The organism is Pseudomonas sp. UBA4617 (genome assembly GCF_002386445.1).
Classification (GTDB): Bacteria; Pseudomonadota; Gammaproteobacteria; order Pseudomonadales; family Pseudomonadaceae; genus Aquipseudomonas.
In genome coordinates, this window is the sequence record NZ_DGIR01000019.1 from 116,234 (window position 1) to 141,508 (window position 25,275).

Here is a 25,275-nt window from a genome sequence, read left to right on the forward strand (position 1 = left end):
CGGCCTCGTGCGGTTCCGTAAGTTGTGTCAGCCGAACAGGCTGGCTTCGACGTCGAACCCGGCATCGCGCATCTGCGCCAGTTTGTAGCGCAAGGTGCGTGGGCTTATTCCCAGCCGTTCAGCCGCTTCTTTGCGGCGACCACGCTCGGCGCGCAGGGTGTCGATGATCATCTGGTACTCGTGGCGGCGCATGTCATCGCCCAACCCGCCCGCCTCGACAACCGCTTCAGGTGGTGGCTCGCTGCCAGCTGACAATGGAATGGCGCCCGCCAGACAAAAATCCGCCGCCTCGATCACGCCGCCCTGTTGCAGGATCAACGCGCGCTGCAGGGCGTTGTCCAGTTCGCGCACGTTGCCCGGCCAGGCATGCGCCTGCAGGCAGGCGCGAGCCTCGGACGACAGGCGCACCGGCGCATGCTTCATCTTGGCCACATGGCGGGCCAGCAGCCGCTCGGCCAGTTGCAGGATGTCGCCCGGGCGTTCGCGCAGCGGGCGCCAGGCCAGAGGGAACACCGACAGCCGGTAGAACAGGTCTTCGCGGAAACGCCCGGCCGCCACCTCGCCGGCCAGGTCACGGTTGGTGGTAGCCAGCACGCGGATATCCAGGCTGATCGGTTTGCGCCCGCCTACCCGCTCTACTTCACGCTCCTGCAGCACCCGCAGCAACTTGGCTTGCAGGGCCAGCGGCATTTCCGAAATCTCGTCGAGCAGCAAGGTGCCGCCGTCGGCCTGTTCGAACTTGCCGGCCTGGGCGGCGATGGCGCCGGTGAAGGCACCCTTCTCATGGCCGAACAAGGTGGCCTCGAGCATGTTATCGGGGATGGCCGCGCAATTGATTGCCACGAACGGTTGCGCGGCCCGCGGCGACTGCTGGTGGATGTAGCGCGCCAGCACTTCCTTGCCGGTGCCCGACTCACCCGAAATCAGCACGGTCGAGTCGCTGCGCGCCACACGCGCGGCCAACTCCAGCAATTGCCGGCTGGCCGGCTCGCAAGCGACCGGGCCGTCTTCCTCGGCCGCCCCCAGTCGCCCGGCAGCATGGCGCTCGACCAGACTGAGCAGGGCCTTGGGCTCGAATGGCTTGACCAGGTAATCAGCAGCGCCCTGGCGCATGGCCTCGACAGCGCGCTCCACGGCGGCATGCGCGGTCATCAGCAATACCGGCAACTGCGGCTGCTGGCGGCGCAACTGGGCCAACAGCTGGTGCCCGTCCATGCCGGGCATGTTGACATCGCTGACCACCAGGCTGAAGGCTTGTTGCTGCACCGCCACCAGGGCTTCCTCGGCACTACCTACCGCCTGGTAGGCGAAACCGCCGATGTCCAGGGTATCGCCCAGCGCCTGGCGCAATACCCGGTCGTCTTCCACCAGCAGCACCTTGATCGCCATTACGCGCCCTCCGCCAACTGCCCGTCGATCAACGGCAGCTCCACCCGCACGCAGGTACCCCGGCCAACCTTCGAGCGCAGGCTGAGCGAGCCCTGATGCGCACGCACCACGGCCTTGACCACGGCCAGACCCAGGCCGGTGCCGGTGGGCCTGGTGGTCAGGAACGGTTCGCCCAGGCGCCCGAGCAGGCCTGCCGCGATGCCACTGCCGGCGTCGCTCACGCACAGGTGCAAGGTACGCTGGCGGCGGAACAGATGCACCTTCAACCGCGCCGGGCTGTCGCTGGCCTGCAGGGCATTCTCGATCAGGTTGAGCAAGGCACCGACCAGGGTATCGCGGTTGCATAGCAGCTCACCGAGGTGGCTGTCGCACTGCCAGCGCACGGCGTGCCCCTGTACATGCACCTGGGCTGCCTGCTGCAACGCCTGGAACAATGCCTTCGGCGTTATCCGGTCACCCAGCGGCAATTCGCCACGGGCAAATACCAGCATGTCGCGCACCTGGTGCTCAAGCTCGTGCAGGCGCTCTTTCAGGGTACCGGCAAAACGCTGGCGGGTTTCCATACTCAGGTCTTGTTCGGGATCTGCCAGGTGGCTGGCGTAGAGCATGGCCGCCGACAGCGGCGTGCGGATCTGGTGGGCCAGCGAGGCGACCATGCGCCCCAGCGACGACAGCCGTTCATGGCGGGCCAGCTGGTCCTGCAGGCGACGGGTTTCAGTCAGGTCGTTGAGCAGCACCAACTGGCCTGGCTCGGCATCCAGCGAGCGGGTGGCAATAGACAGGCGGCGACCGTCGCGCAGCGAGACTTCGTGGCCGTCGTCCTTGCGTGGGGCAAAGCTGCGTGCGATCACCTGGCGCCACAGCTGGCCGATCAGCGGCTCTCCGAGCAGTTCACAGGCGGCCGGGTTGGCTTCACGCACCAGGCCCTGGCCATCGATCACGATCACCCCGCCTGGCAGCAGGTCCAGCAGATTCTGCAGGCGGTTGGCCAGGCGCTCCTTTTCGCTCAGCTCGGCAATGCGCTGGGCACTGACCACCGCCAGTTCACCCTTGAGTTCGCTGACCCGCGCCTCGAGCAGACTGTAGGACTGACTCAGTTGGCTGGACACCTGATTGAACAGGGCAAAGGCCTGTTCGACGCCCTGGCGGCTTTCCTGTTCGACCAGGGTTTGCCCCTGCGCAAAGGGGGCTCGGGATACGTGGGCGGCCTGGGGCATCGTGCTCTCTCGCGTGGCTGACCGTCATAAAAACGGTATGTTGCCAGCGGTGTAGCAATAGCCGTGCCGGAGCTGGGGATTTGTGCCGCCTGCACCCGCGAAGAGGCCGGTACAGGCGACCGCCAGGCGTCAATCCTCCGCCTGTTCCTCGCCACCCTGACGGCTCATGCCGTACTTGCGCATTTTCTCGACCAGGGTAGTGCGACGAATGCGCAACCGCTCGGCCGCACGCGCGACGATACCGTTGGCGTCGTCCAGGGCCTGCTGGATCAGACCCTGTTCCAGGCTGCCGAGGTAGTCCTTCAGGTCCAGGCCTTCAGGGGGCAGCATCGCGTGGTTGCTGAAGTTCGGCGCGTGGCCATTGATTGCCACGCGCTCTTCGAGGTCGCTGCGCAGGCTATCGACCATCTGCTCGTCTTCGTCATCGACGTAACGGAATTTCTTCGGCAGCTCGGATACGCCGATCACTCCATATGGATGCATGATCGCCATGCGCTCGACCAGGTTGGCCAGCTCACGCACGTTACCCGGCCAGCCATGACGACACAGCGACATGATCGCGGCAGAGTTGAAACGGATGGAACCGCGCTTCTCGTGCTCCATGCGCGAGATCAGCTCGTTCATCAGCAGCGGTATGTCCTCCACCCGCTCACGCAGCGGCGCCATCTCGATGGGGAACACGTTGAGGCGATAGTACAGGTCTTCGCGGAACGTGCCCTCCTCGATCATGGTCTCGAGGTTCTTGTGGGTCGCGGCGATGATGCGTACATCGATGCTCTGGGTCTTGTTGCTGCCCACGCGCTCGAATGTACGTTCCTGCAGTACGCGCAACAGCTTGACCTGCATCGGCAACGGCATGTCGCCGATTTCGTCGAGGAACAGGGTACCGCCGTTGGCCAGCTCGAAGCGCCCGGCACGGCTGGTGATGGCCCCGGTAAAGGCACCTTTCTCGTGGCCGAACAGTTCGCTTTCCAGCAGTTCGGCCGGGATCGCCCCGCAGTTGACCGGCACGAATGGCGCTTCGCGGCGCTTGGAATGGTAGTGGAGGTTGCGCGCCACCACTTCCTTGCCGGTGCCGGACTCGCCGAGGATCAGCACACTGGCATCGGTATCGGCCACCTGCTGCATCATCTGCCGCACATGCTGGATGGCACGGCTGGTGCCGACCAGGCTGCGGAACAGGTTCGGTTCGCGCTGGCGCCCACGCTCGCGTGCCTGGTCGTACATCTCGCGGTAGACCTGGGCACGGTGCAGCGAATCCAGCAACTGGCTGTAGCTCGGCGGCATTTCCAGATTGGAAAGCACCCGACGACGAAGGTCCTCCGGGAGCTCTGCAGAAGAAATTTCACCTAAAAGCAGAACGGGAAGGAACTCATCCCACCCTGCCACTGTCTTAACCAGCCCAAGGAGATTGCCCGGAGCATTCACAGCACCGATGAGCACGCACAGCACTTCACGACTGGAAGACAACGGCTCGACCATTTGCTGCCAGTCATGGCTGGAGCAAGCGAGGTTTTCTTCACCCAGGAAGTTGAGCACCACCGCGAGATCGCGGCGGCGTGCGCTGTCGTCATCGATCAGCAGAATCTTGGTTTCACGCCACATGCAATAGCAACTTCCCTAGTCATATCGGCGCCCAGCATGGGCGTGTTCGACATCATTCCGACTGAATGGTCAGTGTTCGGACGTCTGAAATTCGAAAACAGCCACTAGTAAAGTCAAAAATCACCAGCCAGTCAAATTAATGGCGCATGGCTTTTGGCAACATCTGTGGTCACGAGAACAGATGGTATACCTTCGCGGCGTTTTTCGCCTGACGGATTTTCGTCATTTCGTCGACCAGGGATTGACGCTCGCCACTTGCAACTTCAATTAGTTGGCGATAAACGCTCAATAATTGCTCAAGGCTGGCACTGACATCGGCCTCGTTGCCCTTTGCCTCGGTCAGCATGTCGCTGATGCGCAGGCGGCACTCCAGGTCCAATTGCCCTACTGCCTCCCAGTCACGGTTGGCCAGCGCCGCCAGCAGCAGCTCCCGGGTTTGCTCGATTCCGGCGATAACGTCGCTCATGTCAATGCTTGTCAGGCCGTCGGCGACTGATCGCCGATTGCGTCCCAACCCTCCTTCACAGTGATCAGCAGGCGCGCCACCTCATCGATGATGTCGGGGTCACCCTTGGCGTTGGCTTCGATCAGCCGACGACTCATGTAGGTATACAGGCTGTCCAGGTCGGCCAGGCTGTCGGCGTGGTTTTCCAGGTCCAGGCCTTCGCGCAAGCCGCCGATGATGTCGATGGCCTTGCCAATGAGAATGCCACGTTGCGCGATGTCATTGCGCGCTATGGCGCCCTTGGCCTGCGCCATGCGGTCAAGGCCACCCTGCATGAGCATCTGCACCAGACGGTGCGGGCTTGCTTCGGATGTCTGCGCCACGCCGTTGACTTTCTGATACTGCCGAAGGGCCAACATCGGGTTCATGGATCTACCTCGTTGCTGCGAAAAAGGTTGCTTGTACCCTGTGTATCGCCGGGACGTCAAAAAACTTTAGCGGAAAAGCCAAAAGCCCGGGACACCCTGGAGGGTGTCGCCGGGCTTCTGCCAGATTCGGGCTATCAGGACTTCTTGGCTTGGGCGTTGATGGCCTCGAAGATCGAAGTGATCTGGTCGGCTTGCGCCTTCATCTTGCCCAGCGCAGTGTCGAGCGCGACATACTGCTTGGTCAGCGACTCGGTCAGCGACTCGGTGCGGCGGTCCAGGGCTGCCTGCTGGGCGGCAAGCTGCGAAGCCGCCTTGTCGAGGTTGGCCTTGCGCGTGGCAAGGCTGCCATCGGTCTTGTTGTACGGGTCGATGGCCTTGTTCATCCGCTCGAAGATACCGTTGGTTCCGGTAAACAGCGTCTGCACTTCGACACCCAGCTTCTTGTCGTTCATCGCCGAGTTGAACTTGGTGCTGTTGAACTCCAGCGTGCCGTCCTTCTGGGTATTGATACCCAGCTGGCTGAGGGTGGTCAGGTTGTCACCTGCCCCGACCTCGCTCAACACCTTGCGGATGTCGCCCAGCAACGAACGCGTGGTGGGGTCGTTGGTGAGCGGGCCGAGCACCAGCTTGTCATTCGCGTCGCGGCTGGTGGAGGTCAGCGAAGTGATCGCCTTCTGCAGCGTGTTGTAGGCATCGACGAAGCTCTGCACCGACTTCTTCAAGCCGTCGTTATCCGCCGCCACCTTCACTGCAGTAGGGGTACCGCTCGTCGCGCCGCTGGGCCTGGCACTGACGCCGGTCAGTTCGAGGGTCATGCCGCTGATGGCATTGTCGACGGTATTGGAAGCACTCTTGACCTTCAGGCCATCGATGGTCAGTTCGGCGTCCTGGGCCAGGGCGTTGATATAGCCCGCTCCGGTACCTGACATCTGCGTGGTGCCATCGATGGTCAGCTCGGCAATGCCGCTCAGGGAAATATCGCTGCCGGCGCCGGTGGTGGTAGAGCTGAGTACCAGGCGCGAACCACCTTCCTCGTTGATGATGTTGGCGCTGATGCCGTTGGCGCTCATTTCCTTGTTGATCTGGTCACGCACACTCTGCAGAGTCGCGCCGCTGGCCACGTCCAGGTTGTAGGTCTTGCCACCCTGGCTGATGGTCAGCTGGCCAGCGCTGATCGCGCTGGTCGCGCCGCCGGCGAACTGCTGGCTGGCCACTTTCGAACTGGTGGCCAGCTTGTCGACCACGATGTCATAGCTACCCGCCACAGCGGAGTTGCTCGACTTGATCTTGACCACCGCTTCATTGGCAGAGGTGGCCGCATAGGCGTTGAACGAGGGCGCGTCCTTGTTGTTGAGCGCCTTCATGGCGTCCTGGAACGCTGTAAGGGCACTGCGCAGCGAGCCGATACCCGAGATCATTGCACTGTTGTTGCTGGTCTGCCGGGTAATCTGCGACTGCTTGGCAGTTGTATCGGCCTTGACCAACGCGCTCACGATCTCGGTGATATTGAGACCGGAGCCCAGGCCTGTACTGGAGGTAATCGGGCTTGCCATGCTGTTGTCCCTCTCGTCAACGTGTCACCCCGCTCCTGCAGGGCAGACAGGTATTACTTCATTAGTGTCCGCCGCCGGTCAAGCCTTGGCGTCGAACAGAACACTGTTGGCATCGCTCAAGCTCCGGGCAATCCGCAAGGCCTCTTCAGAGGGTAACTGGCGAATGACCTGACCACTGTCGGTCGCGATGACCTTGACTACTATCTTGCCGGATTCTTCATCCGTGGAAAATTCCAGGTTGCGTTGCGATGCTTTGAGGAACTTCTCGATTTCCGCAACGGCACTCTTGACCTTTTCGGCATCCTGCACTTCCTGGACCTCGCGCAGGTGTTTCTTCTCGTCGCCTGCCTTACCGGGCTCCGCTGGCCGGACGACCGGCTTTTCAGCACCCTGCTCGGCCGGACGTGCCGCCGCATGAGACAGGTTCAGCTTGACGCTCATGTCCATGGTCTACCACCTCGCAATGAAAAGGCGGGGAAGTGCCAGGCACTCCCCCGCCAGCAACCAGGCAGATTAGCCCAGCAGCTTCAGTACTGCCGACGGCAGCTGGTTGGCCTGGGCCAGAACCGAGGTGGAAGCTTGCTGCAGAGTCTGCTGCTTGGTCAGCTGGGCAGTTTCAGCAGCGAAGTCGGTGTCCTGTACACGGCCACGGGCAGCTTCGGCGTTCTCGTTGATGTTCTGCAGGTTGTTGATGGTGCTGGTCAGACGGTTCTGAGCGGCACCCAGGTCAGCACGGTTGCTGTTGATGGTCTGCAGAGCGGCGTCGATAGCCGAAACAGCGGCGCTGAAGTTGGCTTCGGCGGTGGTGGTGTCCGAACCCTGGATGTTGATGGCGCTGGTAACGCCCAGGTCGGAAGCGGTGAACTTGGCGCTCAGGTCGATGGTGATCTGGTTGGCCGAACCGGTGTTGGAGCCTACCTGGAAGGTCATGACCGAAGCCGAACCGTCCAGCAGGTTCTTGCCGTTCAGCTGGGTGCTGTTGGCGATACGGGTCAGTTCCGAAGCCATCGACTGGAACTCTTTGTCCAGTGCGACGCGGTCGTTGGTGCTGTTCGAGTCGTTTCGCGACTGAACGGCCAGTTCACGCATACGCTGCAGGATGTTGGTCTGCTCCTGCATCGCACCTTCAGCGGTCTGGGCGATGGAGATACCGTCGTTGGCGTTTTTGATCGCCATGGTCTGACCGCGGATCTGCGAGGTCATGCGGGTAGCGATCTGCAGGCCGGCGGCGTCGTCTTTGGCGCTGTTGATTTTCAGGCCGGAGGACAGACGGGTCATCGAAGTGCTCAGAGCATCGGAAGCACGGTTCAGGTTTTTCTGAACGCCCAGAGAGGTGGTGTTGGTGTTAACAGTCAAAGCCATGACGAATTCCTCGTTGGATTGGGTACTACGGCTTCCGGCCTTGGCAATTCGCCGGGTGTGGCACAGAGAACCTTCGTAATTGTTATCGTCGTCAGGGCGGGTTGCTTTAGGGCGATTTCTCAATTTTTTTACTGGCATCCTGCCACCCCAATGAAATCAAGGGTTTGACGTCAGAAATCCATCATTGAAAACGAAAGAAGCGCGACCCGAGGACGGGCCGCGCTTCCTTGTGACCACAGCGTTCGGTCAGTCGTTGCGCTCGATGATCGCCGAGCCCCACGACAGGCCTACACCGAAGCCACTGAGGGCAACGCGCTTATGCTGCGAGTTGAGCACGTGCTTTTCCAGCAGCAGCGGGATGCTCGATGACACGGTGTTGCCGGTTTCGACCATGTCCTTGACGAATTTCTCGCGCTGCTCGCCCTCATCGAAGCGCTGAGCCACTGCATCGACGATCGCCGCACTGCCTTGATGCAGGCAGTACAGGTCGATGTCCTCGGCGCGCAAGTGGCTGGCCTCGAGCAACTGCTGCAGGTGCGCTGGCACTTTGACCAAGGCGAAGTTGTAGACCTGACGACCGTTCATGAAGAATTTGCCGGCCGTCGTGCGCAGGTGCTCGGCACCCGCACCATCGCTGCCGAACAGCGACTTGCCGAGCTGCCAGGCTGCATCCTCGCCCATCCAGGTCGCGGTGGCCGCATCACCGAACAACATGGTGGTGTTGCGATCCTCGGGGTCGACAATCTTCGAATACGGGTCGGCGGTAATCAGCAGGCCATTCTTCAAGCCCGCCGCCTCCATGAAACCCTTCATCGCATACAGGCCATAGACGTAGCCGGAGCAGCCCAGGGAAATATCGAACGCCGCGACCTGGGTGGTCAGCCCCAGCTTGTGCTGGACGATCGCAGCCGTATGCGGCAGGCCTTCGGCATCGCCGTTCTGGGTGACCACGATCACCACCTCGATGGCCGCCGGGTCAAGCGAGGGATTGGCAGCGAACAACGTCCGGGCCGCCTCAACGCACAGGTCGGAGGTTTCCTGGGTCGCATCCTTGCGCGGCAGGAAGGTCGAACCGATCTTGCCGAAGATGAAATCCTGATCCTTGCCGAATTTCGCACCCTGAGCGTAGTTATCCACGCCTTCTACAGGTACGTAACTGGCGATGCTTTTGATGCCAATCATTGTGGCTTCCCGATGGAAATGGCAAAAATTCGCAGGTGCCGTGACCCTGAATGCAAAACCTGCACCCCACGCCAACGGGACTACCCACAGACTCAATAGATTAAAGATGCGCGTTTCGACTGCCAAGTCACGACTATACCGACAATCCGCCAAATGCTGATGGCGAACTGTTGGCCAGCTTTTTGCTAAACGACCTGTATCAATGCCTTCGCTGCCGTTTAACTGACGCGGCAGCGGTTCGATCGACGCTACCGGATTTACGCCGTCAAGCGTGGCAGCCCCATAGTCAGCGCGAGCACAGTCTCATATGGCAAAGCCTATAACCGTCACCAGCCCTCTGATGCCGCCTCTGGAGTCCTTTCTGCCTTACCTGGAGCAGATCTGGGACAGCCGGTTACTGACCAACTGCGGTCAGTTCCACCAGCAACTGGAGGAAGCGCTGGCTGAACACCTTGGGGTCAAGTACATCTCGCTGTTTTCCAATGGCACGCTAGCGCTGGTCACCGCGCTGCAGGCCTTGCGCATAACCGGCGAAGTGATCACCACGCCGTATTCGTTTGTCGCCACCGCCCACTCACTGCTTTGGAACAGCCTCAAACCTGTGTTCGTCGATATTGACCCACACAGCAACAACCTCGATCCGCAACGCATTGTAGAGGCAATCACCCCGGCAACCACCGCAATCATGCCGGTGCATTGCTATGGCATCCCCTGCGATGTGGAGGGCATACAGACGGTGGCCGACACCTATGGCCTGAAAGTCATCTACGATGCCGCCCATTCGTTTGGCGTACGCCTCAACGGGCAGAGCCTCCTCAACCATGGTGACCTTTCGGTACTGAGTTTCCACGCAACCAAGGTATTCAACACCTTCGAGGGCGGTGCGATCGTCTGTCAGGACGAGAAGACCAAGCGGCGCATCGATTACCTGAAGAACTTCGGTTTCGCCGACGAGGTCACGGTCATAGCCCCGGGCATCAACGGCAAGATGAATGAATTGCAGGCAGCATTCGGCCTGCTGCAGTTGCGTCATATAGATGGTGCGTTATCTCGCCGCCGCACGATCTACGAACGTTACTACGATCGCCTGGCAGCGGTACCAGGCATAAGCCTGATGAGCCCGCCCGCCAATGTCGAGTGGAATTACGCCTACTGCCCGATCATGGTCAACGGCGAGCGCTTTGGCATCAGCCGCGACGAACTGTACGAGCGCTTCCGCGCTGTCGACATTCTGGTACGTCGTTATTTCTATCCGCTGATCTGCGAATTCCCCATGTACCGCGGGCTGGAAAGCGCCAATCTGGACAAGCTGCGCATTGCCCAGCAAGTCTCGCGTCAGGTGCTTTGCCTGCCGATCTATCCAGATCTGGACGACGCGACCCAGGATCGCATCCTGTCCATCATCATCGAAGGACAAGGTGCCTGATCAATGGCCATCAATGTATTGGTATTTCCCTGCGGTTCGGAAAATGCTTCAGAGATACACCAGGCACTGATGCACTCTGTCCACGTCAAGCTGTTTGGTGCCTCCAGCGTCGACGACCATGGCCGCCAGCTTTTCGACACTTACAACGGCCAGCTGCCGCGCATTGATGACGAGCGCTTCGATCAGGCATTTTCCGCCTTGCTCGATGAATGGCAGATCGAACTGGTGTTTGCCACGCATGACACTATCCAGGCCTACCTCAGCGAACGCATCGAGCGCTTCGGTGTGGCACTGGTCAATGGCGACCCAGAAACCTGCGCGCTTGCCAGGCGCAAGTCATCGACCTACGCAGCGTTCGCTGACCAGCCTTGGGTACCTGCCGTCTATGCAAGCCCGGAAGACGTTGAGCAGTGGCCCGCAGTGGTCAAGCCAGATCTCGGCCAGGGCGGCCAGGGGTTCGAGCGGGTAGCCAACGCGCAAGATGCACGCGCCGCGCTTGAGCGAACTCACCTGCCGTTGTTGGTCGAATACCTACCAGGGGAGGAAATCACGGTTGATTGCTTCAGCGATTTCCAGCACGAACTGCGCTGGGTGGGGCCGCGCAACCGCGAGCGGGTGCGTGCCGGTATTTCCATGCGCAGCACATTTCCTGCCCCGGACCCGTCCATAGATGCCATCGCTGCAACCCTGAACAAGCGCCTGCGCCTTCGCGGCCCCTGGTTCTTCCAGCTCAAGCGCGACCGCCAGCAACGCTGGAAGCTGCTGGAAATAAGTTGCCGGGTGGCGGGGTCAATGGTGGCCCAGCGTGCCCGCGGTGTGAACCTGCCACTGATGGCTATCCATGACCACCTGGAACGCCGCGTCACGCCCTTGCCGCAAACCGCAGTCAACCTGATCGAACGGCGCATCCAGACTGTTGCGCAGCTGGACTGGCCCTTCGACACGGTCTACATCGACTTCGACGAAACCGTCATCCGCGACGGCCGCGCCATACCCTCGACGCTGTACTTCCTCTATCGCATGCAATGCAAAGGCAAGCGCCTGATCCTGCTTACCCGGCACGCGAGCGACCCACGCGATACCTTGCGCAAGGCCCGCATTGCCGTCGAACTGTTCGACGAGATCATTCATATCACTGACGGTCGAGCGAAATCCGAATTCATTCGCGGCAATTCGATCTTCATTGACAACCATTTCCCTGAGCGCCTGGATGTCGCCACCCACTGCGCCATACCCGTCTTCGATGTTGATGCTCTGGAGTTTCTTTCGTGAAAACCGTCAAGTCCGACCATAACCGCCGCCTGGTCATGCGCCACCTGCGGGACACCAGGATCGAGCCGCTGGACAAGGATTTTCCGCATTCGGCACTTATTTCCCGGGCGACCTATTCGCCATGGTATGCCGATGCCGCATTCATGGAGGTGTTCGAACGCATTCAGGGCCTTACGTTGGTCGATATCTATCGTTGCCATGAGTTGTGGGATCTGCTTCGGCAAACCGCCAACGTCGCAGGCGATGTCATCGAAGTCGGCGTGTGGAAAGGTGGCACCGGGCTGCTCGCCGCCAAGCGCCTGGCGCAACTTGAAAGCACCAAGCACCTGCTGCTCTGCGACACTTTCTGTGGCGTGGTGAAAGCCGGCGCCAACGACACGCTTTACCAAGGCGGCGAGCACGCCGACACCAGCCTGGAGAGCGTGGCCGCACTGCTCGAAGGTGAGCAACTGAAGGACCGCGCCACGCTGCTGCAAGGGATTTTCCCGGAGCAGACTGGCAGCGAGGCCGAGGAGCGTCGTTTCTCGTTCTGCCATATCGACGTGGACACCTACCAATCGGCCAAGGACATCTTCGAGTGGGTTACGCCGCGCCTGAACAGGCATGGCGTCATCGTCTTCGACGACTACGGTTTCTGGGGCTGCGAAGGCGTGGCCAGGCTGGTGGAAGACCTGGCTGACCACCCAGAATACTTCCTGTTGCGAAACCTCAATGGCCACGCCGTCATGCTCAAGCTGACCGAGGCGAGCCATGTTTGAGCTGCTGCATGCCGAACGCTTCCCCGCCCATTACCAGACCCTCGAAACGCGGAAAGTGAAACAACTTTTCGAGCAATGGAAATCTGGCAGTTCAGCACCTGTTTCGGTCCTGGACTATGGCATGGGCCATGGCAAGTACTTGCGCATGTTCCGTGAGCTGGGGTTGCAAGCCACCGGCGTGGATATCAACCCGCAATACATCGAACAAGCCCGGGGCGCCGGCTTCGAGGCCTTGCACGAGTCCGAGCTGGAAACGCTGGGCAAACGATTCGACGTCATTTTCCTCAGTCACCTGATCGAACACCTGGACCCCAACCAACTGCTGCACCTGCTCGACCGCCTGATCGCCCTGCTCGCACCACAGGGCCGGCTGGTCATGATCAGCCCGGTCCTGGGCGAACGCTTCTTTCACGATTTCTCCCATGTGCGCCCCTATTACCCGCAAAGCATTCGGCATGCCTTCGGCCAGTCCAGTTCGCCTCTGTCATTCGGCGCCCATGAGCGCATCGTGCTCAAGGACATTTACTTTTTCCGCGACCCTTGGCGCACGCGCTTGTGGCGTTCCTTCTATGTTCAGGACACCCCGCTCTCCCCGTTCACCCGTGTGCTGAACAAAGGCTTCGACCTCGCCTGGCGGCTTACCGATGGCCAACTGGGGGCTACCAGTTCCTGGCTGGGGGTCTATCACACGTGCTGACGACCCCCTCTCGCACGGGCCTGCCGCACGGCAAGCGGGTGGTGCTAATGCAGCCCTACTTTCTGCCTTATCTGGGTTACTACCAGCTATTGGGCGCAGCGGACCTGTTCATCAGCTACGACACCGCCCAGTTCATCAAGAACGGCTGGATCGAGCGCAACCGCTACCTGCTCGATGGCGAACCGAAGTGGTTCGGCGTTGCCTTGGAGAAGAGCAGCCATAAGCTGCCTATTCATGAAAAACGGATCAGCCAGGGCTTTCAGTGCCAGCAGGTGGTCGAAAAGCTCAAGCACGCTTACCGCACAGCACCGTATGTACACCAGGTGCTGCCATGGCTGGCACAACTGCTGGAACAGCCAGCAGCCAGCATCGCCGAACTCAACCTCAGCGTATTGCGGGCAAGCTGTGCATTGATCGGGCTCGACACCCCCATCATCGCAGCCAGCGCACTTCCAGCGGGCGCAGGCGTCGGCGGCCAGGCAAGAGTGCTTGAACTGATGGCGGCCACAGGGGCGACCCACTACCTGAATCCGGCCGCAGGCGCTTTTCTGTACGAGGCCGGGGCATTCGCCAAAGCCGGTATCGAGCTGGAACTGCTGCACGCCGAGTTAATGCCCTACCCTCAGCAAGGGCGAGAATTCGTACCAGGCTTGTCGCTGCTCGATGCGCTGATGTTCAACCCGCCCGAAGTGCTCGGCGAGTGGGCCAGACGAGGGAGAGTGATGCATGCCTGACGCTATTGGCGGCTACTTCGAACTGGAGCTGCGCCAGGGCTACAGCCTGTATCCGCAGGCACTGGGCTTCAACTCCGCGCGCTCCGCACTCAAGGTCCTGTTGCGCAACATCGGGGCGCGGCGCCTGCACCTGCCTCATTACATTTGCCATGCAGTACCTGACGCTGCACACGCCGCTGGCGCGGACGTAGCGCGCTATGCAATCAACCTGCAGCTTGAGCTGGAACAACTTCCGGAACTGCCACCTGACGAGCTGTTGTTGTACGTGAACTACTTCGGTCTGAAGGATCGCTACATCAGTGATGTGCTGGCACCGCATTACCGTGACCGACTGGTGGTCGACAACTCACAAGGGCTGTTCAGCGCGCCGCTACCTGACATCAAGACCCTCTACTCACCACGCAAGTTCGTCGGTGTACCCGACGGCGGTTGGCTGGCCAACGCACCGCCCGGCGAGTGGCAGTTGCCGCAGGGTCAGTCGACGGCGCATTTCGGTGCCCTGCTGGGGCGGCTCGAAGGCGCGCCCGAGCAGCATTACGCGGCGTTCCAGAATGTTGAAACGCAGCTTGATCATGCCCCTGCAACCGCCATGTCGAACAGCACACGGCGCGTGCTCGACAGCCTGGATTATCCCGCGATCAGCGCCCGCCGCGAGGCCAACCTGGCCTTGCTGCAACAATCGCTGGGCTCGCGCAACCAGCTGGATATCCTGCCAGCCATGCCGACAGCAGCGCTCTGCTACCCCTTGCTCCTGGGTACACCCGCTCAGGCCCAGGCCATCCGCCAACGCTTGCTGGCCGAGAGAATCTTCATCCCCTGCTACTGGCAGGAAGTGGTTGGTGAGCCACACAGCCCGAACATAGAGAGGCAACTGGCGAGCTGCCTGCTGCCCTTGCCGATCGACCAACGCTACGACGCAACGCACATGGAACGGCTCGCCGACCGAGTGAGCAGTTTCCTGGCCACAACCTGAAGACCCGAACATTCACCTTGCACGGCGCCGGCTATCACATGCAGGCGGGCCGCACCCGGGAAATACACATGAAGACGTCATCGTTGCATGGGAAGACAAACAACCCTTACTACCTCTATGCGCCCGACTACCGCGACACCTCGTCAGGTGTATGTGTCATGCACTACCTCTGCCATGCCCTCAACATCAGTGGCCAGGAAGCCTATGTCATCGGCTGCAAGGTAACCAATCCGAAACTGCGCACCCCAGTGCTGACGGATGCGGTCATCCAGTTGCACAAGACCATGGGTGCAGCACCGATCGCGGTATATCCGGAAGTGCTCAGCGGCAACCCGCTGAATTGCCCGGTTGTGGTCCGTTACATGCTCAACCGGGACGGTTTCATCAACGGCCTGCACGTGGCTGCGCAAGAAAGCGACTTGTTCTTCTACTACGCTCACGACTTCGGTGAGGGCAAACGCCGGAAAGACATGCTCACGCTGCCGATGATCGACTCCAGCCTGTTTGCGCCGCGCCCGGAGCCGGTGGTTCGCAGCGGCAATTATCTCTACCTGCATCGTTTCGACGCCGACCAGGTGGACTACGGCCTGCTGCCGCCCGATATTCAGGTACTGAGCCTGAGCAATCCACGCACGCTGCCGCAACTGGCCGAACTCTTCCAGACCGCAGAGGCGCTGTACTCCTACGAGATTTCGGCAACCTGCACCATGGCGTTGCTGTGTGGCTGCCCGGTGGTATACCTCAGTGGCGGGCACGTAAAGACTCTGCCCTTCACCGAGCACATCGGCGATGCCGGCACGACGATGCTTGAAGAACCGGGCGGCCTCGAACGGGCTCGGCAGTCGGTCGGGCTGGCTCGTCAACGCCTACTGCACATGGAAGATGAATTCTGGCCGCAGCTGGAGCATTTCATCCAACGTACTCAGCGCAGCGCCGCCGACTATCTCGACGCCAATCGACATCCCAGTGTGCGCGACTGGCTGTTGAACCGCATGTTGACGCCGGTCCAGCAAAGGTTGGCCGAGGAACGCCGCGTGGCATTGCGCAATCAAACCAGCCTGGCCATTGTGGTAACCGACCACCAAGGCGATGCACAGGCATTGTCCTTCACGCTTGAAAGCCTGTTGCTGTGGAGTGCCAACAGCCCACTTGGGCTACGTACCTACGTTGTCAGCCAACAACCGCCCCAGACCAGTCTGCCCAGCAACGTACACTGGCTGAACTCCACACCGGGCACAGCGATACTCAACCAGATCATCCAGCAGGACGACAGCGACTGGTTGCTGCTGCTTGCTGCCGGTGATGAAATCCTGCCCAGCGGTAGCCTGATGGTCGATCTGGAGCTACCGGGTGCACAAGCATGCCGAATGCTCTACTGCGACGAGTATTATCGCGCCGCGTCAGGCTCGAGCCCGATCTTCCGCCCTGATATGAACCTCGACTACCTGTTGTCGCTCCCCGTGATAATGGGGCGCCACTGGTTACTGCGTCGCGAGCTTGTACTCGCCGCTGGCGGTTTCGACAGTCAATTCCCCGGGGCGGTCGAACTGGACATGATCCTGCGCCTGATCGAAGCGCAAGGCCTCGATGGCATCGGCCATCTGGACGAACCCCTGGTGATCTGCGACAGCCCGGACATGGCCAGCAATCCCGACGAGCTGGCCGTTATCGAACGCCACCTGTCAGCGCGCGGCTATACCCAAGCACAGGTACGTGAGGAACCGACCCGGCATTACCAGATAGACTATGGCCACCAGCAACAGCCTTCTGTTTCTATCGTGATTCCCGTGCAGGATCAGTTGGAGTTGGTGCAGCGCTGTGTCGAAAGTGTGCTTTCCAAAACCAGCTATGCCTTCTTCGAGTTGCTGCTGGTCGATCACGCCAGCAGCAACCCGGCCTTGCTGGAGTGGCTGGAGCAGTTGGTAATCGCGGGCGAAGGAACGATCAAAGTCCTGCGCGACGACCGCCCATTGAACCTGAGTGCCATGTATAACCTGGCTGCCGCTCAGGCTGTTGGCGACTTCCTCGTGCTGCTCGACAACGACACAGTGATTTTCCAGGAGGATTGGCTCCAGCGCCTGCTCAACCACGCCCAGCGGCCCGAGGTGGGAGTCGTAGGCGCAAAGCAACTGGATATCAACGGCAACATCGCCCACGCTGGCTGGGTGCTGGGCCTCGCTGGCACAGCTGCGAGCCCGGCTGCCGGGTTGCCGAACAGCGATTCAGGTTACCTGCAATGCCTGCGCGTGGACCGTGACGTAAGCGCCATCAGCAGGGCCTGCCTGATGATCCGCAGGGAGCTTTACCTAGGGCTGGGTGGGTTGGATGAAGGTGCCTTCGCGTTGCGTCACGCCGACATCGACTTGTGCCTGCGCGTGTCTGCCGAAGGTCTGCTGAACGTCTGGGCTGCTCATGCGCTGGTGGCCAACGAGCAGGGCAAAGGCTGGGGCAATGTAATGCGTGCCCCCGCCCAGCAGCAGCGCGTCCAGCAGGATGAGCAGAACCTCTACAGCAAATGGCTCGACGCCCTGACCCGTGATCCCGCCTACAACAAGAACCTTTCGCTGCGCGGCCGCGGTCATGAGCTGCCAGCATTGCATGGCCTGACCTGGCGCCCGTTGAACTGGCGCCCGCTGCCGGTCGTGCTGGTACATCCCGATCGGGAAAATCCCGAGCGCTGCACGGCTGCCTTCCAGCAATTGCTGGAACACGCACGGATCGACGGCTACTTGAGCAACGCCTTGCTCACGCCTGTGGAACTCAATCGCTTGCAACCCGATGCGATCATCTTCCAGCACGTAGCCGATCCGCTGCGCATTCAGGCCATGGCACAGCACTATCGCCTCAGCCAAGCCTTCAAGGTGCTGGAGGTAGTTGACCTGCCCGTTGGCCAAAGGGCATGGGAACTGCTGCATGACGCCATCGCCTGCGTCGACCGGGTCGTCGTCGCCAGCGCAGAACTGGCAGCAGCGCTAGACGGGCTGCATGGCGACATCCGTGTCAGAGAATCCCGACTGACCATGGAGTGGCAAGCGCTACCGACACCGGTAACGGCGAACGCCAAACCGCGCATCGGGTGCCACCTCAGTCTCGAGACCCTGCACATCATCGACCCGCTGCTGCGCGCCCGTGCCAATCAGGCTGACTGGATATTGTGGGGAGAGGTCCCCCCCCACCTCGCGGCGCTGGCCACGGAAGTCTACTGCCGTGACCTCGGCTCAGCGCCCGATGTGCTATCGGGGCTTGGCCTGAACATTGCGCTGCATCCGACAAGCACGGTGGGGAATACGGGCGACGGCCTTGCGCCTGTGCGCTACGCCGCATGCGGTTATGCTGTCATCAGCAACGACCATCAGGTTCGCTTCGAAGAATGGCCAATGACGAAGGTGGACGACACACCTGACCAGTGGCTAACAGCCCTGGACGATTGTCTCGCCAGCATCGAAAGCGCAGCGGTAAAAGGTCAACGGTTACGTGAACAGGCAGAGAGCTCAAGCTTCATGGATGCCGATTACAGAGAAACCTGTCTCGCCAGCTGGTTACCCGCCTGACGGCCGGGTTCCTGAAGGTTGATATACCTCAGCGATGCTGAGGAACGAGAGATCACCGGAAGCTGTGGACCCGAGGCCGAATCTGGCATCGGGTCCAGCCAGAGGGCTGGCGGCTGCGGTACTACGCGCTACCTATGAAGGCAACCTTGGGCAATTGCCGATTGGGGGTTTGCCGAAAAGGATCTACCAGCCTCTGTCCACGTATGCCGTTTACCTACAAAACCAATGGAATCTTCGCATGAACGTAGTGAAGCGAAGCACAGGCTCCGCTTGCGTCCTGGAGATTAGCTGGCTTGACCGGAGCATGGCGGCGCACTAGCCACGGGCAGGGCTCAGCGCATCACTGGGCCATCTGCTGCTGAATGCGGCCGGCCAACGCGCCTGCAACACTTCGAGGGCAGCCTGATCGACCACACGAGGTGGATCGACAAACAACTGCGCCACCGGTGTCCAGAGCACCATCAAGCCCGCTGTCGCTGCCGACAGACATATGTCCAGGTCGAACGCTTGCAACTGCTGAAGGCCGCCGCAGTGGTCGAACAGCTCACGACGCAGCAACATGCAGTCCGCGGACACTGCGGCGCAACTGCGCACCGCCATCGGCCAACGTGCCTTGATGCACTCTCCTGCCGACATGCCCTGCCAAGGCTGGTACGCCACCGGCCCCTGCAACAGGTCAAAGCCCGCATGCACGACCTTGCCCTCACGGGCGACCAGACGGGCACCGACCACCCCTACTTCCGGCCTGAGCCCCTCGTTGAGCAAGCCTTCGATCCAGGCTGGCGAAATCACTTCGCAATGCTCGCCGAGCAGCAGCAGGTACTCACCGCAAGCCTGCTCCGCCGCCAGGTTGAGCAACGCGTCACGCCCGCTCACAGCGCCTGCCACCAACACAACCCGCTGGCCAAACCCTTGCAGCGCGGCAGCGGTGGTTTCGGCGTGCTCGGTATTGCAGGCAACCCGCAACTCGTAGCGCGGGTAACGGGTGCGCTGCAGGACGCTGGTCAGGCACGCCTGCAGACGCTGCGGGTTACCTTCGGCGGCTACCAGGATGCTGACCAGGGGTGTTGCCGAGTGGCGGAAATCCACCACCAGGCCAGCCTCGCCCTGATCATGCACTTCACCGCGATAACCCAGCAGTGTCAGGTGCCGCTTGAGCGTCAGCACTGCGTCGGCCTGCAGCGCCGATGTCGCCTGGCTGCCCACCACCAGGTACTCGTCCATGTGTGCCAGGCCGCCCTGCCCATGCTGCTCCACCAGGCGCAACAGCAAATCGAACTCCAGCGCATGGCGACAGGTTTCGCTGTAACCACCCAACCCCACCACAGTCTCGCGGCGCAGGCACCAATGCCGTGACATCAGCCCTGGCTGTGCACGCAACAGGTCCAGGTTGCTGCCTGGGCGGACCACGCCATGCAGGCGGCCCTCGCTGTCACGTTGCACTTCGTTTGCACACACCGCCTGACAGCCCGCCGCCTCGGCCAGCTCCTGCTGCAGACGCAACAAGCCACCGCTGACCAAGGTATCGCCCGCTTGCAGCAACATCAGCCAATCGCTGTCGAGCTGCCGCACTTGCTGGTTGAGGTGCGTGACCCAGTTGCTTTCGTTGACCTGGACGAAATGCAGGGTGTCGCGTGCGGTCGTGATCGCCGGCGGCTTGCCGCCCTTGAGCACCACTAGCTTGAACTGGCGCAGCCCACTGGCCAGCAGGCTGTCGAAGGTGGCCTGCAAGGCCAGGTCATCGTCGGCGAGGTCGGTCACCATGAAGGTGATCTGCGCCTTCGAACGCTTGTTCAGCTGAGCCGACAGGCGCTGCTGGGTAGCCTGGTCCGGTGTGGCATTGGCCAGCGCCTCAAGCACCTGGCCGGAAACCGTGCTGCGCAGCCAGCCGGCGCCATCGATACCGGGTACTGCCTCCAGGCGCGCGAGCCAGGCACCCAGTTCGCGGGCGCGCTCTCCGTCATCCTTGCCGGTGAGGGTCGGCACCAGGCGCTGGCAGACCTCCAGGTTGAACAGGCCCAGGGCCAAGGCTTTCCAGTAACGCTGCTGCAAGGTTTCGGCGGTGTCATTGGGATGTACCTGCAACAATTCACGCTGGCGTACCCAGGTTCCCTCCAATGCCTCGCGGTGGGCTTGCCCGGTTGGCCAGGCATGGCAGAGGAATTCCAGAGCGGTCAGGCACGCGAACAGCGCACCATTGTAATAAGGCAACTCGACATACTGCCGCGGTTCGAAGACGCGCTCCGGCTCGCCGATCACGGTGCCCCATGGCGAGGTGAACAGCAAGGGGGCGTCGCCCTGGTCGTAAGTCGCCCGCACAAAGCGATTGAGCACGGCAAAACCGGCATCGTCACTGCCTAGTTCGCCATTCCATTCACGCAGCAGGCGCACGGTACGGGTCAACTGCTCGTCGCGGGCCACCGGGGTCAGCGCGCTCGGTGCGAACTCACAGATCACAGCAGTCTGCGTCAATTGCGCGATGTCGCCAGCGGCGACCAGGGCATAGGACAGGGCCACGCGCCAAGCAGCGAAGTCCAGCTCGCCGGGCAAGGTATCGAGCAGTGCCTGCAGCGCCCCGACCCGCAGCACCGCGCGCCAGGCCTGCTGCCCGGCCATGGCGTACTGACGCAAGCGTGCACGTGGATGGGAATCGGCTGCGGCCTCGAAAGCCGAGCCGATCTTGTGGTAGGCCATCTGCGCATTACCCGGTGCATAGGCTAACGCATAACCCTGAGCTCCCTGCACCTGGGGCTGCGCGTGCAAGCAGGCAGCGGCCTGCTGCAAGGCCGACGCCAGCACGAAATCGGCATCCAGAGCCAAGGTCACGAACGGCGTGGCAACCTGCTGCAAGGCCAGGGCCAGGCGCGCACTGCACTGTTCGCCCGACGTGCCTGCCCGCAGCGGCTCAATGGCCAGGCAGGGAATGCCAGCCTGGCGATAGTAGTAGACGGCACGGGCACGGTGGTCCGGCTGTTCATGCCCGAGCAGGACGACGGTCACTTGGTCGTGCGACCCGATTGCGGTTTCGGCCATAGGGCACCTGTTCATGTTGTTGGTCTGAAGCCCACCAATGGCAAGCGACAGGTTGTTCAGTCCGCGAGCCAGGCGTTAGCCCATTGTTGCAAGTGCTGTGGCATCAGCACGTAGTCACGCAGTACCGCTTCGCGCAGGGCGTCGCCCTGGCGGTAGCTGGCCTGGGGGTCGGCCAGGTGCATGCGAATCGCCTCCAGCCACTGTTCGGAGGTGTTGTTGCGTACCCGGGTGCACGGCAGGTAGCCGTCATAGGCCTTGGTATCGGTGCAGATCACCGGGAAGCCGCAGGCTCCGTACTCAAGCAGGCGCAGGTTGCTCTTGCAGTCGTTGAACAGGTTCTGCTCGAGCGGTGCCAATGCCAGGTCGAGGTTGAGGCTGGCCAGCTTCTGCGGATACAACGCCAAGGGCACGCCTTTGTGGAACTCTTTCACGTAGGGCTGCAGGACATCCGGGCACATGCCGAAGAACACCCAGTCGACCTCGTCGGCCAGTGCCTTGACCACGTCCAGCAATAGCTCCAGATCGCCCCGATGGCTGGTCCCGCCTGCCCACCCCACGCGCGGCCGCGCGCTGCTCTGACGCTCGCTGGCAAGCCCGGCCCACAGCCTTGCGGCGAGCATGTTGGGCACTACCCGGATATCGTGGTGCATGCCCGACAAGGCATCGGCTAGCGGCTGGGTCGACACCACTACCCGGTCACACAGGGCAATACCCTGGGTGACCAGCTCACGCATGTTGGCCGGCATGTTCCGTGAATGGGCGTTCTTTTTCGGCACGTCGATGATGTAGTCATCGATCTCGTAGATGCGCCGGGCGCTCGACAGGCGCTTGAAGCGCGCCATTTCATCGATCGAGTTGATCGTGTAGCGGCACTGCAAGATCATCACGTCGGGCTTCTCTCGCTCGATCTCAATCATCTCGGGAGTACTGAAATCAAGCCGCCCCTGGATCCAGCCAGCGCGCTCCAGTTCGGTAAACGGCTGTGCGACCCGGTAGTGTCCGACCGCAGAGGTGTTGATCGGCAATGCCAGGACCGACGGCAGTACACGGCTGATGAACGGGTCCCAGCCACGGCGTTGCCCGGCGTCGAGGTTGAAGCTGGCCATTTTCAGGCTCAGGTTACGGTTGTAGGCCGGGTCACGGGCAACCTTGGCCAGCCAGCGTTCATGGAAGATGTCTTTGTCCAGCATCTTGCGCTGGCTGTCCACCGCTACATCGCGGGTCGAAGCGAAGCGGCCGAGTACCGCATAGGGTGTCCACACCGCCAAGTAGCCTTGTTCGCGGATGCGCAGGCAGAGGTCGGCGTCCTGTAGGCCCCCCTTGAGGCCCTGCACATCGAAACCACCCAGCGTAGCGAACAGATCGCGGCGCACCAGCAGGCAGTCGAGACTCAGCGCACTCCAGTTCTGCACGGCGTTGAGCCGGAGCATGTAGCCACCACTGTCAGCCGGCATGCCGACGAACGGGCTGCTGACGCCACCATGCAGCCCCAGCACCAGCCCGGCGCCAAAGACTTCACCGGTGTGGGTGCACAACTTGGGTGCAACCACGCCGACCTCCGGGCGCTGGGCGTGGGCCATCATTTCGTCCAGCCAAGGGCGGTCGAAGGCGATGCAGGCACTGTCGAGCATCAGCAAATAATCGCCACGAGCAGCCTCGCTGGCCTGGTTCAACTGCAGCACCTGGCTGCCGCTTGCAACCTCGATGACACGCAACTGATCGCTGCCAAGTCCCTGCATGGCCTCTAGCCACTGGCGCAGGTCGGCCGGCGTATCCGGCGAGGCAATCAGCAGCACTTCGAAGTGACCATACTGGGTGTGTTCGAACAGCGACTCGACACAACGCATTGCCGTGCCAAGGTGGTCACCGAGCACCACCAGGATCGAAACGCTGGATTGCACCGGGTGCTGGTACGTCACCCGGCACAATGGCACACCTTCGGCACCGACCACCTCGGCTTCGATACCCAGCCGCCGCAGGTGGGCCTGCACCAAGCGTGGCGCCTGCTGCACGCAGCGCGGGTCGTGCAGCCACTGGCCATAGTCCCATTGGCAGTGCACCAGCAGTTCGTCGATGTGTTCGATTGCCTGCAAGCCCTGGCTTTCGGCCAGGCGCCAGAGCAAATCGTGGGGCGCGAGCAGGTCGAAGTCAGGGTCGAAGCCACCGACTTGGCGCAGCGCTTCACAGTTGAAGGCCAGTACACGCCCGACATAGGGCAGGCTGCGCATCAGGTCGAGGTTGAAGTCTGGCTTGAAGATGGGCGTTGTCGGGCGCAGGCTGTCGTGGCTGCCTTCGTCGACATAGATACAGGCACGTTCGCGCAGCGCCATGCGCTCACCCATGATCGCCAGGGCATGTGGCACCAGACGGTCGCCAGCGCGCAACAGCAAGACCCAGTCAGCATCATCGGCACGCGCCAGGCGCGCCTGCAACTGGGCCAGCCCATTGCCCTGCACGAGCATGCGTTCGACCCCGATCGCGTCAGCCAGCTCCAGCGCCGCAGGCGCCAGCAGCCAGCTGCGGGCCGCGCCATAGGACTGCGCGGCGAGGCTGTCGAGGGTCGCGCGCAAGGCCTGTTCTTCCCCCGCTTCAACCCAGATCACCGGGACGATGCGCGGCTGCCAGCCCCATTGCTCGATGCGCTTGGGCAGCGCCCGCTGCTGGGCCTCGGACAAGCTGCGGCATTCCAGCCATTGGGCATACACCTCTTCAAAAGACAGGCAATCGGTGCCCACCTGCTGCCCCTGGCGTGCCTGCTGCGCGCTATAGAGCCGGTTCAGCTCGTATTCTTCCCATTGCGCACCGGCCTCACCCTGGTAACGCTCCAGCGGCAGGTAGCGTACCCAGCCACTGGCCGGCGCGGCCTCGCTCGCCCGTGCCGCCAGCATCGCCTTGAGCCAGTCGGTCTCGATGGGGAACGCCATGGTCATGCCTGCCTGGTAACTCAGGCGCGCAGGGTGCAGGCGCTCCATGCTGAGGAAACGTGACAGGTGGCCGAGGTTGCCACGACGCATGAGGCAGATGTACAGGGCCATGTCCAGGCGCGCGACGAAGCCGCTGCCATCCTGCACCAGGGCCGGCAGGAATTCGGCCACCAGGTCGCGGCGCAGCAGCGCGTGGCTCAGCCCGCCGAACAGGTTGGGCGCGTTGGTCTCCAGCGCTTCGAGCAGGTCGCTGCCCTTGACCACCGCGTCCTCCGGGCACATCACCGCGTTGAGCATGCGCGGCGGCAACAAGGCGTCGTCTGCCGCGCACAGCATGCGCTGGCAGATGGTCATGCTGACATCGGCATGCTGCGCCATGAGCCTGGCCTGCAAGCCGACGCATTCGGGGAACAGGCGGTCATCATCACAGAGGAACTTGAGCAACGGCCCCCGGGCATGCTCCAGGCACACCATCAGGTTACGGGCGAAGCCCAGGGTTTGCGGGTTGCGCACGTAGCGCACCGGCTTGCCGGTCTCGCTCATCACCGCATCGACGATTGCCGCGATTTCCGGGCCGCGGCTGTCATCACAGACCAGCACCTCGAGCATCGGGTAATCCTGCTCCAGCGCGCTGAGCAGGGTTGCGCGAAAGAACTCGGGGTTGAAGGCCGGGATGGCGATGCTGACGAGGGGCTGTTGGCTCACGGTAATGACCTTGAAGAACGG

Annotated in this window: 18 protein-coding genes; 7 read left to right on the plus strand and 11 right to left on the minus strand. The window is 61.8% G+C overall.

Going from position 1 to position 25,275, the window contains the following annotated elements; translation table 11 throughout:
* Positions 1 to 27: 27 nt before the first annotated feature.
* The 9 genes from B4L76_RS07480 to B4L76_RS07520 all read right to left on the minus strand — a co-directional run bounded on the left by B4L76_RS07480 (position 28) and on the right by B4L76_RS07520 (position 9,181).
* Positions 28 to 1,389 carry a sigma-54-dependent transcriptional regulator gene (locus B4L76_RS07480; RefSeq protein ID WP_296231569.1) on the minus strand — a complete coding sequence of 454 codons (1,362 nt, stop codon included), beginning with the start codon at positions 1,387 to 1,389 and terminating at the stop codon, positions 28 to 30.
* Positions 1,389 to 2,606, minus strand: coding sequence for a sensor histidine kinase (locus tag B4L76_RS07485; RefSeq protein WP_296231570.1), 1,218 nt, complete (start codon positions 2,604 to 2,606; stop codon positions 1,389 to 1,391). Before B4L76_RS07485 ends, B4L76_RS07480 begins: the two co-directional genes overlap by 1 nt.
* Positions 2,607 to 2,735: 129 nt before the next feature.
* The gene (fleQ, locus tag B4L76_RS07490) at positions 2,736 to 4,211 is read right to left on the minus strand and encodes a transcriptional regulator FleQ (protein WP_296231571.1); all 1,476 of its coding nucleotides are present in this window, start codon (positions 4,209 to 4,211) and stop codon (positions 2,736 to 2,738) included.
* Positions 4,212 to 4,380: 169 nt separating this feature from the next.
* Complete coding sequence (locus tag B4L76_RS07495; protein WP_296231573.1) at positions 4,381 to 4,677, minus strand: flagellar protein FliT; 297 nt, start codon at positions 4,675 to 4,677, stop codon at positions 4,381 to 4,383.
* Positions 4,678 to 4,688: 11 nt separating this feature from the next.
* Entirely contained in the window at positions 4,689 to 5,084 is a 396-nt protein-coding gene (gene fliS / locus B4L76_RS07500; RefSeq protein ID WP_296231574.1) for a flagellar export chaperone FliS, read from the minus strand.
* Positions 5,085 to 5,218: 134 nt separating this feature from the next.
* The gene (gene fliD, locus B4L76_RS07505) at positions 5,219 to 6,637 is read right to left on the minus strand and encodes a flagellar filament capping protein FliD (protein ID WP_296231575.1); all 1,419 of its coding nucleotides are present in this window, start codon (positions 6,635 to 6,637) and stop codon (positions 5,219 to 5,221) included.
* A gap of 78 nt (positions 6,638 to 6,715) precedes the next feature.
* Complete coding sequence (locus B4L76_RS07510; protein WP_296231576.1) at positions 6,716 to 7,084, minus strand: flagellar protein FlaG; 369 nt, start codon at positions 7,082 to 7,084, stop codon at positions 6,716 to 6,718.
* A 66-nt stretch (positions 7,085 to 7,150) separates the two neighbouring features.
* Entirely contained in the window at positions 7,151 to 7,999 is an 849-nt protein-coding gene (locus B4L76_RS07515) for a flagellin domain-containing protein (protein ID WP_289130941.1), read from the minus strand.
* A gap of 246 nt (positions 8,000 to 8,245) precedes the next feature.
* The gene (locus B4L76_RS07520) at positions 8,246 to 9,181 is read right to left on the minus strand and encodes a ketoacyl-ACP synthase III (protein ID WP_296231577.1); all 936 of its coding nucleotides are present in this window, start codon (positions 9,179 to 9,181) and stop codon (positions 8,246 to 8,248) included.
* Between the two features lie 307 nt (positions 9,182 to 9,488).
* Here B4L76_RS07520 and vioA point away from each other — a divergent pair, with 307 nt between their 5' ends.
* From vioA to B4L76_RS07555, 7 genes are all read left to right on the plus strand, one after another.
* Positions 9,489 to 10,607 (plus strand): dTDP-4-amino-4,6-dideoxy-D-glucose aminotransferase VioA, encoded by a 1,119-nt coding sequence (gene vioA, locus B4L76_RS07525; RefSeq protein ID WP_296231578.1) that lies wholly within the window; start codon positions 9,489 to 9,491, stop codon positions 10,605 to 10,607.
* Positions 10,608 to 10,676: 69 nt separating this feature from the next.
* Positions 10,677 to 11,879, plus strand: a complete 1,203-nt coding sequence (locus B4L76_RS07530; RefSeq protein WP_296231579.1) for an ATP-grasp domain-containing protein — start codon at positions 10,677 to 10,679, stop codon at positions 11,877 to 11,879.
* Positions 11,876 to 12,637 (plus strand): TylF/MycF/NovP-related O-methyltransferase, encoded by a 762-nt coding sequence (locus B4L76_RS07535; protein WP_296231581.1) that lies wholly within the window; start codon positions 11,876 to 11,878, stop codon positions 12,635 to 12,637. The genes B4L76_RS07530 and B4L76_RS07535 overlap by 4 nt, the downstream gene beginning before the upstream one ends.
* Positions 12,630 to 13,334: a class I SAM-dependent methyltransferase gene (locus B4L76_RS07540; protein WP_296231582.1), complete on the plus strand. Its 705-nt coding sequence runs from the start codon at positions 12,630 to 12,632 to the stop codon at positions 13,332 to 13,334. The genes B4L76_RS07535 and B4L76_RS07540 overlap by 8 nt, the downstream gene beginning before the upstream one ends.
* A gap of 47 nt (positions 13,335 to 13,381) precedes the next feature.
* Positions 13,382 to 14,068 carry a WbqC family protein gene (locus B4L76_RS07545; RefSeq protein ID WP_296231584.1) on the plus strand — a complete coding sequence of 229 codons (687 nt, stop codon included), beginning with the start codon at positions 13,382 to 13,384 and terminating at the stop codon, positions 14,066 to 14,068.
* Complete coding sequence (locus B4L76_RS07550; protein WP_296231586.1) at positions 14,061 to 15,041, plus strand: hypothetical protein; 981 nt, start codon at positions 14,061 to 14,063, stop codon at positions 15,039 to 15,041. The genes B4L76_RS07545 and B4L76_RS07550 overlap by 8 nt, the downstream gene beginning before the upstream one ends.
* A 68-nt stretch (positions 15,042 to 15,109) precedes the next feature.
* Positions 15,110 to 18,592 (plus strand): glycosyltransferase family 2 protein, encoded by a 3,483-nt coding sequence (locus B4L76_RS07555; RefSeq protein WP_296231588.1) that lies wholly within the window; start codon positions 15,110 to 15,112, stop codon positions 18,590 to 18,592.
* A gap of 315 nt (positions 18,593 to 18,907) precedes the next feature.
* Here B4L76_RS07555 and B4L76_RS07560 read toward each other — a convergent pair whose 3' ends face one another.
* Positions 18,908 to 21,625, minus strand: coding sequence for a glycosyltransferase (locus B4L76_RS07560; RefSeq protein ID WP_296231590.1), 2,718 nt, complete (start codon positions 21,623 to 21,625; stop codon positions 18,908 to 18,910).
* 56 nt (positions 21,626 to 21,681) lie between these two features.
* Positions 21,682 to 25,254 (minus strand): glycosyltransferase, encoded by a 3,573-nt coding sequence (locus B4L76_RS07565; RefSeq protein WP_296231592.1) that lies wholly within the window; start codon positions 25,252 to 25,254, stop codon positions 21,682 to 21,684.
* Positions 25,255 to 25,275 lie beyond the last annotated feature (21 nt).

Excerpts from the sequence above, each read along its gene's own strand:
- B4L76_RS07510 (WP_296231576.1), bottom strand. The coding sequence starts at position 7,084 with ATGGACATGAGCGTCAAGCTGAACCTGTCTCATGCGGCGGCACGTCCG.
- B4L76_RS07555 (WP_296231588.1), top strand. The coding sequence starts at position 15,110 with ATGAAGACGTCATCGTTGCATGGGAAGACAAACAACCCTTACTACCTC.
- B4L76_RS07495 (WP_296231573.1), bottom strand. The coding sequence starts at position 4,677 with ATGAGCGACGTTATCGCCGGAATCGAGCAAACCCGGGAGCTGCTGCTG.
- B4L76_RS07515 (WP_289130941.1), bottom strand. The coding sequence starts at position 7,999 with ATGGCTTTGACTGTTAACACCAACACCACCTCTCTGGGCGTTCAGAAA.
- B4L76_RS07545 (WP_296231584.1), top strand. The coding sequence starts at position 13,382 with ATGCAGCCCTACTTTCTGCCTTATCTGGGTTACTACCAGCTATTGGGC.
- fliS (WP_296231574.1), bottom strand. The coding sequence starts at position 5,084 with ATGAACCCGATGTTGGCCCTTCGGCAGTATCAGAAAGTCAACGGCGTG.
- B4L76_RS07560 (WP_296231590.1), bottom strand. The coding sequence starts at position 21,625 with ATGGCCGAAACCGCAATCGGGTCGCACGACCAAGTGACCGTCGTCCTG.
- B4L76_RS07540 (WP_296231582.1), top strand. The coding sequence starts at position 12,630 with ATGTTTGAGCTGCTGCATGCCGAACGCTTCCCCGCCCATTACCAGACC.
- vioA (WP_296231578.1), top strand. The coding sequence starts at position 9,489 with ATGGCAAAGCCTATAACCGTCACCAGCCCTCTGATGCCGCCTCTGGAG.
- B4L76_RS07520 (WP_296231577.1), bottom strand. The coding sequence starts at position 9,181 with ATGATTGGCATCAAAAGCATCGCCAGTTACGTACCTGTAGAAGGCGTG.
- B4L76_RS07480 (WP_296231569.1), bottom strand. The coding sequence starts at position 1,389 with ATGGCGATCAAGGTGCTGCTGGTGGAAGACGACCGGGTATTGCGCCAG.
- fliD (WP_296231575.1), bottom strand. The coding sequence starts at position 6,637 with ATGGCAAGCCCGATTACCTCCAGTACAGGCCTGGGCTCCGGTCTCAAT.
- B4L76_RS07485 (WP_296231570.1), bottom strand. The coding sequence starts at position 2,606 with ATGCCCCAGGCCGCCCACGTATCCCGAGCCCCCTTTGCGCAGGGGCAA.
- B4L76_RS07550 (WP_296231586.1), top strand. The coding sequence starts at position 14,061 with ATGCCTGACGCTATTGGCGGCTACTTCGAACTGGAGCTGCGCCAGGGC.
- B4L76_RS07530 (WP_296231579.1), top strand. The coding sequence starts at position 10,677 with ATGCACTCTGTCCACGTCAAGCTGTTTGGTGCCTCCAGCGTCGACGAC.
- fleQ (WP_296231571.1), bottom strand. The coding sequence starts at position 4,211 with ATGTGGCGTGAAACCAAGATTCTGCTGATCGATGACGACAGCGCACGC.